General features: G+C 59.1%; 15 protein-coding genes. 7 read left to right on the top strand and 8 right to left on the bottom strand.

The window, feature by feature from the left end:
* Window positions 1-5: 5 nt before the first annotated feature.
* Together HNR03_RS08005 and HNR03_RS08000 are read right to left on the bottom strand one after the other, a co-directional pair.
* Window positions 6-488 carry a transcription elongation factor GreAB gene (locus HNR03_RS08005; protein ID WP_259152321.1) on the bottom strand — a complete coding sequence of 161 codons (483 nt, stop codon included), beginning with the start codon at window positions 486-488 and terminating at the stop codon, window positions 6-8.
* A 2-nt stretch (window positions 489-490) separates the two neighbouring features.
* Window positions 491-901, bottom strand: coding sequence for a hypothetical protein (locus HNR03_RS08000; RefSeq protein ID WP_259152319.1), 411 nt, complete (start codon window positions 899-901; stop codon window positions 491-493).
* Window positions 902-1,025: 124 nt separating this feature from the next.
* Between HNR03_RS08000 and earP the strand changes: the two genes are divergently transcribed.
* Both earP and HNR03_RS07990 read left to right on the top strand, forming a co-directional pair.
* Window positions 1,026-2,183, top strand: coding sequence for an elongation factor P maturation arginine rhamnosyltransferase EarP (earP, locus tag HNR03_RS07995; protein ID WP_405046046.1), 1,158 nt, complete (start codon window positions 1,026-1,028; stop codon window positions 2,181-2,183).
* A gap of 48 nt (window positions 2,184-2,231) precedes the next feature.
* Window positions 2,232-2,801, top strand: a complete 570-nt coding sequence (locus tag HNR03_RS07990; protein WP_007943632.1) for an elongation factor P — start codon at window positions 2,232-2,234, stop codon at window positions 2,799-2,801.
* Between the two features lie 139 nt (window positions 2,802-2,940).
* Here the strand turns inward: HNR03_RS07990 and HNR03_RS07985 are convergent, their stop codons facing one another.
* Together HNR03_RS07985 and HNR03_RS07980 are read right to left on the bottom strand one after the other, a co-directional pair.
* Window positions 2,941-3,360 (bottom strand): organic hydroperoxide resistance protein, encoded by a 420-nt coding sequence (locus HNR03_RS07985; protein WP_047527178.1) that lies wholly within the window; start codon window positions 3,358-3,360, stop codon window positions 2,941-2,943.
* Between the two features lie 335 nt (window positions 3,361-3,695).
* Window positions 3,696-4,157, bottom strand: a complete 462-nt coding sequence (locus HNR03_RS07980; protein ID WP_222590497.1) for a MarR family winged helix-turn-helix transcriptional regulator — start codon at window positions 4,155-4,157, stop codon at window positions 3,696-3,698.
* A 249-nt stretch (window positions 4,158-4,406) separates the two neighbouring features.
* Here HNR03_RS07980 and HNR03_RS07975 point away from each other — a divergent pair, with 249 nt between their 5' ends.
* Entirely contained in the window at window positions 4,407-5,141 is a 735-nt protein-coding gene (locus HNR03_RS07975) for a sulfite exporter TauE/SafE family protein (protein ID WP_405046050.1), read from the top strand.
* On the opposite strand, the gene HNR03_RS07970 is transcribed toward HNR03_RS07975, so the two are convergent.
* The gene (locus HNR03_RS07970; RefSeq protein ID WP_208669309.1) at window positions 5,131-5,985 is read right to left on the bottom strand and encodes a LysR family transcriptional regulator; all 855 of its coding nucleotides are present in this window, start codon (window positions 5,983-5,985) and stop codon (window positions 5,131-5,133) included. The genes HNR03_RS07975 and HNR03_RS07970 overlap by 11 nt on opposite strands.
* A 96-nt stretch (window positions 5,986-6,081) precedes the next feature.
* Between HNR03_RS07970 and HNR03_RS07965 the strand changes: the two genes are divergently transcribed.
* Both HNR03_RS07965 and HNR03_RS07960 read left to right on the top strand, forming a co-directional pair.
* Window positions 6,082-6,297 carry a DUF1127 domain-containing protein gene (locus HNR03_RS07965; protein WP_010461302.1) on the top strand — a complete coding sequence of 72 codons (216 nt, stop codon included), beginning with the start codon at window positions 6,082-6,084 and terminating at the stop codon, window positions 6,295-6,297.
* Between the two features lie 64 nt (window positions 6,298-6,361).
* Window positions 6,362-7,591 (top strand): winged helix-turn-helix domain-containing protein, encoded by a 1,230-nt coding sequence (locus HNR03_RS07960; protein ID WP_259152263.1) that lies wholly within the window; start codon window positions 6,362-6,364, stop codon window positions 7,589-7,591.
* Window positions 7,592-7,642: 51 nt separating this feature from the next.
* Here the strand turns inward: HNR03_RS07960 and HNR03_RS07955 are convergent, their stop codons facing one another.
* A complete protein-coding gene (locus HNR03_RS07955; RefSeq protein ID WP_222587864.1) occupies window positions 7,643-8,989 on the bottom strand; it encodes a class II 3-deoxy-7-phosphoheptulonate synthase in 1,347 nt (448 codons plus the stop codon).
* Between the two features lie 148 nt (window positions 8,990-9,137).
* Here HNR03_RS07955 and HNR03_RS07950 point away from each other — a divergent pair, with 148 nt between their 5' ends.
* Window positions 9,138-9,893, top strand: a complete 756-nt coding sequence (locus HNR03_RS07950; RefSeq protein ID WP_259152254.1) for a spermidine synthase — start codon at window positions 9,138-9,140, stop codon at window positions 9,891-9,893.
* Window positions 9,894-10,010: 117 nt separating this feature from the next.
* Here HNR03_RS07950 and HNR03_RS07945 read toward each other — a convergent pair whose 3' ends face one another.
* Complete coding sequence (locus tag HNR03_RS07945; RefSeq protein ID WP_259152253.1) at window positions 10,011-10,802, bottom strand: crotonase/enoyl-CoA hydratase family protein; 792 nt, start codon at window positions 10,800-10,802, stop codon at window positions 10,011-10,013.
* Window positions 10,803-11,224: 422 nt separating this feature from the next.
* Here HNR03_RS07945 and HNR03_RS07940 point away from each other — a divergent pair, with 422 nt between their 5' ends.
* Window positions 11,225-12,898 (top strand): DEAD/DEAH box helicase, encoded by a 1,674-nt coding sequence (locus HNR03_RS07940; protein WP_059403638.1) that lies wholly within the window; start codon window positions 11,225-11,227, stop codon window positions 12,896-12,898.
* Between the two features lie 108 nt (window positions 12,899-13,006).
* Here the strand turns inward: HNR03_RS07940 and HNR03_RS07935 are convergent, their stop codons facing one another.
* Window positions 13,007-13,774 carry a class III extradiol ring-cleavage dioxygenase gene (locus HNR03_RS07935; protein WP_259152247.1) on the bottom strand — a complete coding sequence of 256 codons (768 nt, stop codon included), beginning with the start codon at window positions 13,772-13,774 and terminating at the stop codon, window positions 13,007-13,009.
* Window positions 13,775-13,839: the final 65 nt, after the last annotated feature.

Genomic DNA, 13,839 nt, shown 5'->3' with positions numbered 1-13,839 from the left:
TCTGCTTAAATGACCTCGGTAACAGCAAACTGTTGCCGAGCGCCCGCCACCAGAATCTCCACCTCGTCCCCTTCGAACTTGCCCAGCAGGCTTTTGCCCAGCGGTGAGCGAGGGGTGATGACGGTAATCATCTGCCCCACAAGATCGACCTTCAAACCTGCCGCATCGGGGGCCAGGAACAACCATTGTTCACGACCCTTTTCGTCTTCCAGACCCAGCAGGGTGCCCACTTCGATCCCGCGTTGTTCGTCATACGGACGCAAGGTCAGGTTCTGGCAAAGCGCGAGCGACTGCCTGATTTCTTCCACCCGTTTAGCCTGGCCAGCTGCCAGATATGAGGCTTCCAGGCCGAGGGTGTCATACTTGTTTTCGGCGATGTTTTCTTCGTGGGTCGCGGTTTCGTACGCGGTTTGCGCGGCACGCTCGGCGATGTCGAGATCGACGCGCAGCTTGGCCAGAATCAGTTGGTGGACAGAGTGTTTATTCATGATCAGTCGCAGAATTGCAGGACGTTGGCGCGGCTTTTTTCGCTCGGCGCGGTCTGGTCCTGTTGCAGCCAGAACTGGCATTTCGGATTGGACAGATTGCGGCTGCTGCTGCGGGCCTGATCCATGCGTTGCTGCTGCTCGTTCTTGCGCAGGTTCTCTTCGTATTGTTGAAATATCGGGCTTTGCGGCGGGATGTCCGGCATCGGGCGCGCTGCTTCCGGCGGTTTTGCCAATTGCTCCACCACGGCGGCCACCGGCGCGAGTTGCTCGCTGAACAGCAGGCGCGAGGCGAGCCAGCAGGTCAACGCGATGGCGATGAAGCCCAGCCACAAACCGAGGGCAATGCTGCCGCTGAGTTGCAGCGCATTGAGCTGGACCGGCAACGGGCGGCGCGGGTTGGGACGGTAGGGCATGGCTGCCTCCTGGCGGGTGTTCGCGGGGGAATGGCGATTGTCGCACGAAGATTAATCGCCGTCGGCTCTTCTGCACGAGGTAATTTATGCGGACAATCGGCGCCTTTGCCAACGGGAGCCTGGAATGCCTGAAATGCCTCAAGTGAAAAACCGCTGGCGCTGGGATATTTTTTGCACCGTGGTCGACAACTTTGGCGACATCGGCGTGACCTGGCGCCTGGCCCGACAACTGGTGGCCGAGCACTCGGTCGCGGTACGTTTGTGGGTCGATGATCTGCGCGCCTTCGAACAGATCTGTCCAGAAATCGACAGAGAAGCTTCGCAGCAGTGGCAGCAGGGAGTGGAAGTGCGTCATTGGCCATCCGAATGGCTACCCACCGAAGCGGCGGATGTGGTGATCGCCGCGTTCGCCTGCCAATTGCCAAGCGCTTACATGGATGCGATGGCTGCGCGGGAAAAGCCGCCGCTGTGGATGAACCTCGATTACCTGAGCGCCGAGGACTGGGTGATCGGCTGCCACGGTTTGCCGTCGGTGAAGTACAAAAGCGTGCAGAAGTACTTCTTCTTCCCCGGCTTTCAAAAAGGCACCGGGGGGTTGCTGCGTGAAAGCGGTCTGCTTGAACGACGTAGGCAATTTCAGCAAAACCCCGAAGCTCAGCGTGAATTCCTGCAAGGCCTGGGAATTGATCGTGCGCCGAATGCCCAACTGATCTCGCTGTTCGCCTATGAGAACGCCGGGCTGGCCAGTTGGCTCGATACGATGGCCGCTGATTCAACGCCCACGCATCTGCTGGTGCCTGAAGGCCGGATCCTGGGGGATGTCGAACGCTGGCTTGGCGTTGACGGGTTAGCAGCGGGCGCGGTGCACGTTCGCGAAGCCTTGACCGTCCAGGTGTTGCCGTTCGTCCGGCAGGATCAATATGACCACCTGTTGTGGTGCTGCGATTTCAACGCCGTGCGCGGTGAAGATTCCTTTGTGCGCGCGCAATGGGCCGGGCGGCCGCTGCTCTGGCACATCTATCGGCAGGACGAAGACATCCACCTGGACAAGCTCGATGCCTTCCTCGCGCTGTACGTCAAGGGCCTTTCCGAGCCTGCCAGCGAGGCGATCAGCGGTCTTTGGCGAACGTGGAATGCAGGTCATGATATGTCTGACCACTGGCTAGCGACCCGTAAACACTGGCCCGAGCTACAAAAACATGCCGAGGTGTGGTGTCTGGAACAGGCCTTGCAGGCCGATCTTGCCGCAGCGCTGGTACAGTTTTATGTAAATTGGATATGATACGCGGCCTAGATTTTTGTAAATCCCATCCAAATTCGGATATTCGCAATGAAAACTGGTAAAGAACTGAAACCCGGTACCGTGATCCGTCTCGAAAACGATCCTTGGCTGGTTCAGAAAGCTGAATTCACCAAATCCGGTCGTAACAGCGCGATCATGAAGACCAAGCTGAAAAACCTGCTGACCGGTTACAAGACCGAAATCGTTTACAGCGCCGACGACAAACTGGACGACGTAATCCTCGACCGCAAAGAAGCGACCCTGTCCTTCATCAGCGGCGACACCTACACGTTCATGGACACCACCGACTACACCATGTACGAGCTGAACGCTGAAGACATCGAAGCCGTTCTGCCTTTCGTTGAAGAAGGCATGACCGATGTTTGCGAAGCGATCTTCTTCGAAGAGCGTCTGGTTTCCGTAGAACTGCCGACCACTATCGTGCGTCAGGTTGACTACACCGAAGGTTCCGCTCGCGGTGACACTTCCGGCAAGGTAATGAAGCCTGCCAAACTGAAGAACGGTACCGAGCTGTCGGTTGCTGACTTCATCGAAATCGGCGACATGATCGAGATCGATACCCGCGAAGGCGGTTCCTACAAAGGCCGTGCTAAATAAGCACTGCTTCAGGAATGAAAAAGCCCGACCATTGAGTCGGGCTTTTTTGTGCCTGCCAGAAACACACAGGCCTCTGCGGGAGCGCTAATTCTTCAGGTGTTGCTTGAGCTCTTCGCAGACTGGCTAACCACTTCAGCGCTTAGACAGTCACGTGCAGGCGCACGTCGACGTTGCCACGGGTGGCGTTCGAGTACGGGCAGACCTGGTGGGCGGCGTCGACCAGGCTTTGCGCGTCGGCTTGTTCGAGACCCGGCAGGCTGATGTGCAAATCGATGTCCAGACCGAAGCCGCCAGGGATCTGGCCGATGCCGACATGGGCGGTGATCGATGCGTCGTTGGGGATGCTGCGCTTGGTCTGGCTGGCGACAAATTTCAGTGCGCCGATGAAGCAGGCAGAGTAACCGGCGGCGAACAGTTGTTCAGGGTTGGTTGCTGCGCCGCCGGCACCGCCGAGCTCTTTTGGCGTGGCGAGTTTGACGTCGAGGATGTTGTCGCTGGAAACCGCACGACCGTCACGGCCGCCAGTGGAGGTTGCGATTGCGGTGTAGAGAGTTTGCATGATGTGAGCCTCGTTCGGGTTTGAGTGTTCTGCGCTAAATGTTTGCGCGCTAAGTAAGTGCGAGGTGAATGTATCGCGCTAATATTTAGCGCGCAAGATAAATTTTAAAAAAAGTTTTGGTTTTCAGGCGGGTGTTGGTTGGGAGTACTGAGATAGAGCTGTCGCAGCCAGATTTTCGGCGAGAGTTTTTTAAAGCGGGGCTGGGTCAGGCAGGGCACCGCCAACCAAATGTGGGAGCGAGCCTGCTCGCGATTAGCGGTGTGTCAGTCAACATCAATGCTGAATGACACACCGCTAATCGCGAGCAGGCTCGCTCCCACAGGGAGGTAGTGGAATCAGAGGCTGTCTTGCAGATTACTGCGCAGGTCTTGAAGCTCCGCTTGCAGCTTCTGCAGATGCTCCAGCGTCTGTCCGCTGGCAGCGAGGATGCACTGGGGAATGCTGCGTGCCTTGTCGCGCAATGCGCGTCCCTGTTCGGTGAGTTCGACAATCACCACCCGTTCGTCTTCGCGACTGCGGGTACGGGTCAGCAGGCCTTCGACTTCCAGGCGTTTGAGCAGAGGCGTCAGTGAGCCGGGATCGGTCAGCAGCTGCGAGCTGATTTCACCGACGGTCAATCCGTCTTTCTGCCACAACACCATCATCGCCAGGTATTGCGGATAAGTCAGGCCCAGCGCCTGCAATAGCGGCTTGTAGACCTTGGTCATCAGCAGCGAAGTGGAATGCAGGGCGAAGCAGATCTGGTTATCCAGCAGCAGTTGTTCGTAGGTGTCAGGAGTGTTGCGCTCGGTGTCCATTTCAAAACCTTGATCAGTGATCGTCATGAATCTAGCGGGCGAATCTTTAATGCGCCAGATAATTCTGGACTAGTGGCGATCCAGGTTGTTCTGTAATGGCAAACTCCAAGGAGGATGGGGTCGAAGCTGGTCTTCAGGTATTCGAGGGTTTCCACAGCTGTTGTGCGTTGCTTTGCGTTTCGCCGCCGGCGTCGACTGCGTAGGATGGGCGGCCTGACAAAAGGAAAATCGCTTGTGATTGATATCTTCATGTACCTGGCCTTCGGCGCAGCGTTGGGAACCCTGGGCGGCATCTTCGGCATTGGCGGCGGCTTGATCGCGATACCGTTGCTCGGTGTGTTGTGCGGTATGGATCAACAGATCGCCCAAGGCACCGCGCTGGTGATGGTGGTGCCCAATGTGATGCTGGCGCTGTGGCGTTATCACCAGCGCAATCGCATCGAAATGCGTCATGCGCTGCCGTTGGCCGCGATGGGGTTCTGCTTTGCCTGGCTTGGTTCGATCTGGGCCGTCGGGATCGACGCACAAACCATGCGAATCGGCTTCGTCGCCTTCCTGATTGTCCTGTCGGCTTACAACCTGGTGCGCATGTTTACCGCCAACGCACCGGCCTCTGCGCACATGCGCTATTCCTGGCCATGGTTGGGGGTATTGGGTGCGGCATCCGGCACCATGGGCGGATTGTTCGGGGTTGGCGGTGCAGTGGTGGCAACGCCGGTGTTGACCAGCGTGTTCGGCACCACCCAGGTGGTGGCTCAGGGGTTATCGCTGGCATTGGCGCTGCCCAGCACCGGCGTCACCCTGGTGACTTATGCGGTGCACCATCAAGTGGACTGGCTGGTCGGTCTGCCCTTGGCGGTCGGTGGTTTGATGAGCATCAGTTGGGGCGTGAGGATTGCCCACGCCATGCCGGAGCGACTGCTGCGCGGGTTGTTCTGCGGATTTCTGGTGCTGTGCGCGGTGATGCTCGCGTTTAAAGTTTGAAGCCTTCGACGATATGCTCGGCCAGGCACTCGGTGATCGGTGACGGGTTGTGCAGGTTGCGCACCAGCATGATGCAGGCTTCCGGCAACAGCGGCAGCTCTTCGGCGGCACCGAGGATACGCATGTCCGGCGTGATCAGGCTTTCCAGTTGCGCGGTGACGGCCAGACCGGCGCTGACCACGGCCATCAGCGCCGACAGACTCGAACTGTTATAGGCGATGCGGTAATCGCGCCCCATCGCGTCCAGCGCGTTACACGCCCACAGCCTGCAGAAACAATCACTGTTGAACATCGCCAGCGGCAGCGGCGTCTGCTCATGGGCGCTGAAGCATTGCGCTTCGGCCCAGACAAAGCGCTCCTTGCGCAGTAACTGGCCAATTTCGGTGCCCGGCTCCCGAGTGATGATCGACAGATCGAGGTCCTGACGCTGCAGCAACTGCTTGGTTGATTCGCAGTGAACTTCGATCTGGATCAGCGGATAGATCTTGGCAAAGCGCGACAAAATCCCAGGCAGGAAGCGCATCACGTAATCATCCGGTGTACCGATGCGCACCGTGCCGACCATGTGCGGCTCGCGCAGGGTATTGAAGACTTCGCTATGGAGTTTGAGGATGCGCCGCGCATAACCCAGCAGCACCTGGCCTTCCGCCGTCAGCTTGACCTGACGTCCGTCGCGCTCGAACAACTGGCGCTGCAATACATCTTCTTCCAGGCGCTTCATCTGCATGCTGACCGCGGACTGCGTGCGGTTGACCAGTTCACCGGCACGGGTAAAACCGCCTTGGTCGGCGATGGCGACAAAGGTGCGCAGTACATCGGTATCGATACTGGGGTACGCCGACATCCATCAATCTCCGAGATGGTTACCATCAGAAACATTCGTTGGATTGATCTTAGCGCCGGGGCGAGACTTGAGCCATCCCCAACGGAGGACATCAAGATGAAAGGTCATAACGAACATGTAACGGAAGAAAAATTCTCAATCCACGCGGTATCCGATCTGCTGCACAAGTTTAGTCGCTGGTACGAACTTCATCGTGAGCGTGAACTGCTGGCGAGCTTGAGCGACGAGGCACTGAAAGACATCGGCGTGAGTCGTGCGGATGTAGAGCATGAATCGGTCAGACCGTTCTGGGACGATCCGATGCATAAATGATGAGCCCATCGCTACTCAAACCCCTTCCCGGTGAGGTAGGTTGCGAGCAGACAAGGAGATGCTCATGCCCGCAACAGTGTCCTTTACCCTCAAACAGGCTCGACGTCTGGCGCTGGCCGCCCAAGGGTTCAACGGGCGGCAACCGCCAGCGGCGATCAAACCGGTTCAACTCAACCGGCTGATCGAACGACTGGGCATTGTGCAGATCGATTCGGTCAATGCGTTGGTGCGCTCGCACTACCTTCCGCTGTTTTCCCGCCTTGGTAATTACTCTCCCGATTTGCTCGACCAGGCTGCCTGGAGTCAGGGCCGTCGACGCACGTTGTTCGAGTATTGGGGCCACGAAGCCTCATTGCTGCCCTTGTCGATGTATCCCCTGATGCGCTGGCGCATGCAGCGTGCAACCCGCGGCGAAGACATCTATCAGCAACTGGCGCGATTCGGACGTGAGCAGCAAGACACAATTCGTCGGGTCCTGGCTTCGGTCGAGGAACTCGGTGCCTTGGGCGCAGGAAGCCTGTCGACCCGTCAAGAGCGGGCAGGGCCGTGGTGGGATTGGAGCGCCGAGAAGCATGCGCTGGAATGGTTATTCGCCACCGGTGAAGTCACCGTCGCCGGCCGGCGTGGTTTCGAGCGCCTCTATGACCTGCCTGAGCGGGTGATTCCTTCGGCAATACTGCAACAGCCACTGCTCAATGAGGCCGAGGCCCAGCGCGGGCTGTTGTTACACGCCGCGATGGCGTTGGGTGTCGGGACGGAAAAGGACCTGCGCGATTATTTTCGCCTGAACCCGGCGGACAGTCGGCCGCGGCTGGCGGAACTGGTGGAAGCGGGTGAGTTGCAGACTTGTGAGGTTCAGGGCTGGCGCCAGCCGGCCTATTGCCTGCCAGAGCCGAAAGTGCCGCGCAAAGTCGAGGCCAGCGCGTTGCTGTCACCTTTTGATTCGCTGATCTGGGAGCGCAGTCGAACCGAGCGTTTGTTCGATTTTCGTTACCGGCTGGAGATCTATACGCCGCAGGACAAGCGGGTCTATGGCTATTACGTATTGCCGTTTTTGCACAATGAACGGATCGCCGCACGGGTTGACCTGCGCGCTGAGCGAGCGTTGAGCCGATTGGCAGTGCATGCCGTGCATGAGGAGGAGCCGGGGCTGGATGAGGCCGGGATGCTGGCATTGGCGACCAATCTGCGGCAGATGGCGGATTGGTTGGGGCTTGAGCGGATTCAGTTGAATTGTCAGCGCGAGAGTGCGGCGCGGTTGCGGGTGGCATTGGCTCGGATTGGCGGTGACTGACCTCGTCCCATCGTCGGAATGCCGGCATTCCGACGATGGGAGCGATGCGGTTTAGCGTCGAACCTGCTTCAAGGTCTCGGCAATAAGAAACGCCAACTCCAGCGACTGATCGGCATTCATCCGCGGATCACAATGAGTGTGATACCGGTCCGACAACCCGTCTTCAGTAATCGGCCGCGCGCCACCAATGCATTCGGTCACGTTCTGCCCGGTCATCTCGATGTGGATACCGCCGGCATAACTGCCTTCCGCTTGATGAACCTGGAAGAACTGTTTCACCTCGCCGAGGATCTGCGCGAAGTCGCGGGTCTTGTAGCCGCTGCTGGCCTTGATGGTATTGCCGTGCATCGGGTCCGAACTCCAAAGCACCTGCTTGCCTTCACGCTGTACGGCGCGGATCAGTTGCGGCAAGTGATCGCCAACCTTGTTCGCACCCATCCGCGCGATCAGGTTCAAGCGACCTGGATCGTTGTCCGGGTTGAGCACGTCGATCAGGCGAATCAGGTCATCAGGGTTCATGCTCGGGCCGACCTTGACCCCGATCGGGTTGTTCACCCCACGCAGGAATTCGACGTGGGCACCGTCGAGCTGGCGAGTGCGGTCGCCGATCCACAGCATGTGCGCCGAGCAATCGTAATAATCGTTGGTCAGGCTGTCGCGGCGCACGAAGGCTTCTTCGTAGTTCAGCAGCAAGGCTTCGTGGGCAGTGAAGAAACTGGTCTCGCGCAATTGTGGCGAACTGTCCATGCCGCAAGCGCGCATGAAGGCCAGGGTTTCATCGATGCGATCGGCCAGGTGGCTGTATTTTTCAGCCAGGGCCGAGTTGGCGATGAAGTCCAGGTTCCACTTGTGCACCTGATGCAGATCGGCAAACCCGCCCTGGGCGAAAGCGCGCAGCAGGTTCAGGGTCGCGGTGGACTGGTGATAAGACTGCAGCAGACGTTCCGGGTCCGGCACGCGGCTCTTTTCGTCGAAACCGATGCCGTTGACGATGTCGCCACGGTAGGCGGGCAGGGTGACGCCATCGATGGTTTCGTCGTTGGACGAACGCGGCTTGGCGAACTGACCGGCCATGCGCCCGACCTTGACCACCGGACAACCGGCGGCGAAGGTCATGACGATCGCCATTTGCAGCAGCACTTTGAAGGTGTCGCGAATTTTCGCGGCGGAAAACTCGGCGAAGCTCTCGGCGCAGTCGCCACCTTGCAGCAGAAACGCGCGGCCTTGGGTCACTTCGGCAAACTGACGGCGCAACTCCCGAGCCTCACCGGCAAACACCAGCGGCGGATAACTGGCCAGGGTTTGCTCGACCTGCTGCAGATGTGCGGCGTCAGGGTAGTGGGGTTGTTGCTGGATCGGCAGGGCGCGCCAGCTGTCAGGACTCCAGGGTTGGCTCATCATGTTCTCTAGGTTTTTCCGCTCGGACCTCCATGTTATCAGCAAATTAGTGCGTGACCTGTTCCGGTCGCTTCGCGGACAATCGCGCCTTTGCCGCTTCATGTTGCGGTTTATCGCGTTGCCGGGCCGGTAACGATCAGGAGACGAAATGACTGAGGAGCGCGTCGAGCATCTGCTCGCCGAGGTACAGGATGAGTTCGGCGTGATTCGCGTGCTGGAAGTGGCCGATTACCGGTTTCTGGAGTTCGGTGATGCCATCGAGCAGAGCTGCGTATTCACCGCCGATCCAAGCTGGCTCGAATACGATTACACGCGGGCAATGCTGATTGGCGCGCTGTGTCATGAACACCCGGAAAGTGCTTTGTTTCTGGGGCTCGGGGCCGGCACGCTGACTCAGGCGTGCCTCAAGTTTCTGCCGCTCGAAGACGTTGAAGCCATCGAGTTGCGCCCGGATGTGCCGCGTCTGGCCATCGAATACCTTGGGCTGGATGACGATCCGCGTCTTTACATTCGCGTCGGCGATGCGCTGGAGCTGCTGGAGACGGCAGAGCCGGCGGACCTGATCTTTGTCGACCTTTACACCGATGTCGGCCCGGGTGTCGGGCATCTGGCGTGGGGTTTTCTGGAAAACTGTCAGAAACGCCTGAATCCGGGTGGCTGGCTGGTGATCAATCAATGGGCCACGGATGACGGCAAACCGTTAGGCGCGGCGCTGTTGCGCGGGCTCTATCACCGCCATTACTGGGAGTTGCCGGTGAAGGAGGGCAACGTGATTCTGCTGGTGCCTTCGGAGCTGGACCAGGAGCTGGACATGAATGGGCTGATTGCCCGGGCTGAAGGGTTGGCGCCGCGGTTGGGCTATTCGTTGCAGTCGTTGATCAAGGCGATTCGCCCGGCGACATGATTGGGTGTCTGTGAAGGCCCTTCGCGGGCAAGCCCGCTCCCACAGTTATTTGCATCGATTACAAAACCTGTGGGAGCGGGCTTGCCCGCGAAGGGGGCCTCATAGCCAACACATCCCTCAAATCCCTTTAAAGACCCCGGGCCGTTTTTCGATCATCGACCGCACACCTTCCTTGGCATCCTCGCTCGCCAACAGCTTCTTCACCAGCGGCGGTAACGCCTGTGCCGCCACGGTTTCCCCTTCATAACGAGCCTGGCGCGCAGACATCAACGTCGCCTGGACCCCCAGCGGCGCCTGCCGGGCAATGCGTTCAGCCAATTCAATCGCCCGCGGCAGCAGATCCTCGCTGGCCATGACTTCCTGCACCAACCCCAGGTGCAGCGCGTCATGGGCGTCGAATTCATCGCCGGTCAGCAGCCAGCGCATGGCATTGCCCCAGCCGGCGACTTGATGCAAGCGCAAGGTGGCACCGCCAAAGGGAAAGATCCCGCGCTGCACTTCTTTCTGGGCAAAACGGGTGTTACTGGCGCAGAGATTGATATCGGCGGCCAGCATCAGCTCGATACCGATGGTCAGGCAGTAGCCTTGGGCGGCGACAATCACCGGTTTGCTGACCCTGGGCCCGGCAAACACGCCCCATGGATCGCAACCTCCGGGCGGCGCCTGCCAGCCTTCGGCCAGGGCCGCGCTGGCGCTGACCAGGTCGAGCCCGGCGGTGAAATGCTCGCCATGACCGAATACCACGGCCACACGCGCCTCACTGTCGGCCTCGAACTCGCCATAGGCCAGGCTCAGTTCATTAAGCAGGTCGAGGTCGAACGCATTGCGCTTGGCCACCCGATCCAGGCCGATCATCAGGACATGACCGTGTCGCTCGCGGGTTACACGGCTGGAGCCGGACTGATTCATGAAGCTTTTCCTCGGGGCGCAAAGGAGAGGTCAGACCGAAGGTCTGCATCGCAAGGGTGAACCGTTTTAGCGTCATCGTCAGCGGGGCCGGGCCTTTGAAAAATAGACCGTTGCACAAATATCTGCAAAGCCTGTGACACAACGGTGAATCCGTCAGTTTTCCGACAAATAATGCTCCCTTTTTGGGCGAATTCCGGTATAGTGCGCGCCGGCCTTTAACCGGGCCGCGTTTAGGTAGCGCAATTCCCCGAAGTCAGCTTCGGCTGCACGTCCGCACAGCGGACTCTCCCTTAACGAATCTTTTTCATTCATTCGTTTTCGCAAATCCCCGCCGACAAAGCAGCCAGGGCGACTCTTGAGTCTTACACGGCATGCGCAGCTTTGGAGCATGGGTCTTTGCGGATGCACTTAGAGGCAGACCCATGACCCAGGAAACCGGCGGCTTCGCCGCTTTTAATCTTAATCCGAATATCCTTGCAGCCGTCATCGCGACCGGCTACGAAGAGCCTTCGGCTATTCAGCAGCAATCGATCCCGATCATCATGGCCGGTCACGACATGATTGGTCAGGCGCAAACCGGTACGGGTAAAACCGCCGCGTTCGCCCTGCCGATCCTGCATCGCATCGATCCTGCAAAGCGCGAGCCGCAAGCCCTGATCCTGGCGCCAACCCGTGAGTTGGCGCTGCAAGTAGCAACCGCTTTCGAAACCTACGCCAAGCAAATGCCGGGCGTTACCGTTGTGGCCGTTTACGGCGGCGCCCCGATGGGCCCACAACTGAAAGCAATCCGTAATGGCGCACAGATCGTTGTCGCCACTCCGGGCCGTCTGTGCGACCACCTGCGTCGCGACGAAAAAGTCCTGTCGACCGTGAACCACCTGGTTCTGGACGAAGCGGACGAAATGCTCAAACTGGGTTTCATGGACGACCTCGAAGTCATCTTCAAGGCTCTGCCTCCAACCCGTCAGACCGTATTGTTCTCGGCCACCTTGCCGCAGTCTATCCGTGCCATTGCCGAACGCCATCTGCGCGATCCGCAACACGTGAAGATCCAGACCAAGACTCAGACCGTTACCGCGATCGAACAGGCTCACCTGTTGGTTCACGCTGACCAGAAGACCTCGGCTGTATTGAGCCTGCTGGAAGTGGAAGACTTCGACGCCCTGATCATGTTCGTGCGCACCAAGCAAGCGACCCTGGACCTGGCCAGTGCCCTGGAAGCCAAAGGCTACAAAGCCGCTGCGCTGAACGGTGACATTGCCCAGAACCAACGTGAGCGCGTAATCGAATCCCTCAAGGATGGCCGTCTGGACATCGTTGTGGCGACCGACGTTGCTGCTCGTGGCCTGGACGTTCCGCGTATCACTCACGTGTTCAACGTGGATATGCCTTACGACCCGGAATCCTACGTTCACCGTATCGGCCGTACTGGCCGTGCCGGTCGCGAAGGTCGTGCGCTGTTGCTGGTGACTCCACGTGAGCGCCGCATGCTGCAAGTGATCGAGCGTGTAACCGGTCAAAAGGTTGCCGAAGTTCGCCTGCCGGATGCCCAGGCTGTTCTCGATGCTCGCATCAAGAAGTTGACCAACAGCCTGTCGCCACTAGTCGCTGATGCCGAATCGACTCACGGTGAACTGCTGGATCGCCTGACTGCCGACATCGGTTGCACCCCGCGTGCACTGGCCGCTGCTCTGTTGCGCAAGGCAACCAACGCTCAGGCGTTGACCCTGGCTGCAATCGAGAAAGAACGTCCACTGGTGCCAAACAACGCACCGCGTGGCGATCGTCCAGAGCGTACCGGTGATCGTCCGGACCGTGGTGATCGTGAGCGTCGTGCTCCGGTTCCATTGGCCGAAGGTCGTGCTCGTTGCCGTACCGCGCTGGGTGCGCGTGATGGTATCGCCGCCAAGAACCTGCTGGGCGCTATCCTCAACGAGGGTGGCCTGGCGCGTGAAGCGATCGGTCGCATCCAGGTGCGTGACAGCTTCAGCCTCGTCGAGCTGCCTGAAGATGGTCTGGAGCGTCTGCTGACCAAGCTGAAGGACACTCGCGTTGCTGGTAAGCAGTTGAAGCTGCGTCGCTATCGCGAAGATTGATCCGCTCTCGGGCTGATTGATCGCACATAAAAAATCCCCGACTGGTTCGGGGATTTTTTTTGCCTGCGATTTATGCCTGCTCGTGTAGGGCGTGAATCGGTTTACAGGTTATCCAAACCGGTAAATGTCCATGCCCAACGCTCCCATGGTGAATCCTTGATGGGCAATTTTGAACGCTCCGCCGGCACCCCGGGCAAAGTACAACGGCAGTAAATGCTCATCGCTGGGATGATTGCGCGCCGCGTTCGGTGCCTGCTGACGATAATCGTGCAGCGCGGCATCATCGTTGGCCGCGAGTTTTTCAATCATCCAGTCACGAAAGGACTTCGCCCAAGGCTCCACGCTTTCCGGGCCGGCATGCCAGTCCAGTTCGCGCAGGTTATGGGTGATGCTGCCGGAGCCGATCAATAGCACGCCGTGTTCGCGCAGGCTTGCCAGCGCATGACCGACACGGGTTTGCAGGGCCGGACCGCCACGGGTTGGCAGCGACACTTGCACCACCGGAATGTCGGCCTGCGGGTACATCAATGACAGCGGCACCCAGACGCCGTGATCGAACGGCCGCTTGGCGTCGATGCGCGCCGGCAATTCAGCGGCCTTCAATAACTCGACAACCTCTGCCGCCAGTTGCGGATCACCGGGCGCGGGGTATTGCACCTCGAACAAGGCCTTGGGGAAACCACCGAAGTCATGCCAGGTGTCGGGCTGCGGGTTACCGCCGACCAGCAGCTCGTTGCTTTCCCAGTGCGCGGATACAATCACGATGGCCCTGGGCTTGGGCATTTGTGCAGCCAGACGCGCGAGAGCCGGGCCGCTGGCACCCGGTTCCAGTGCCAACATCGGCGAGCCATGGGATATGTACAGGCTGGGGAACATGAAAGAGCTCCTGAGGGGTAAGATGGCACCATCTTCAGTCAGATCATTGATCTAAATCTAATATA

Origin of the sequence: Pseudomonas sp. JAI111 (assembly GCF_024809425.1) — a bacterium.
In the GTDB taxonomy this organism is placed as follows: domain Bacteria; phylum Pseudomonadota; class Gammaproteobacteria; order Pseudomonadales; family Pseudomonadaceae; genus Aquipseudomonas.
This window is presented reverse-complemented; position numbering and strand designations above follow the sequence as displayed.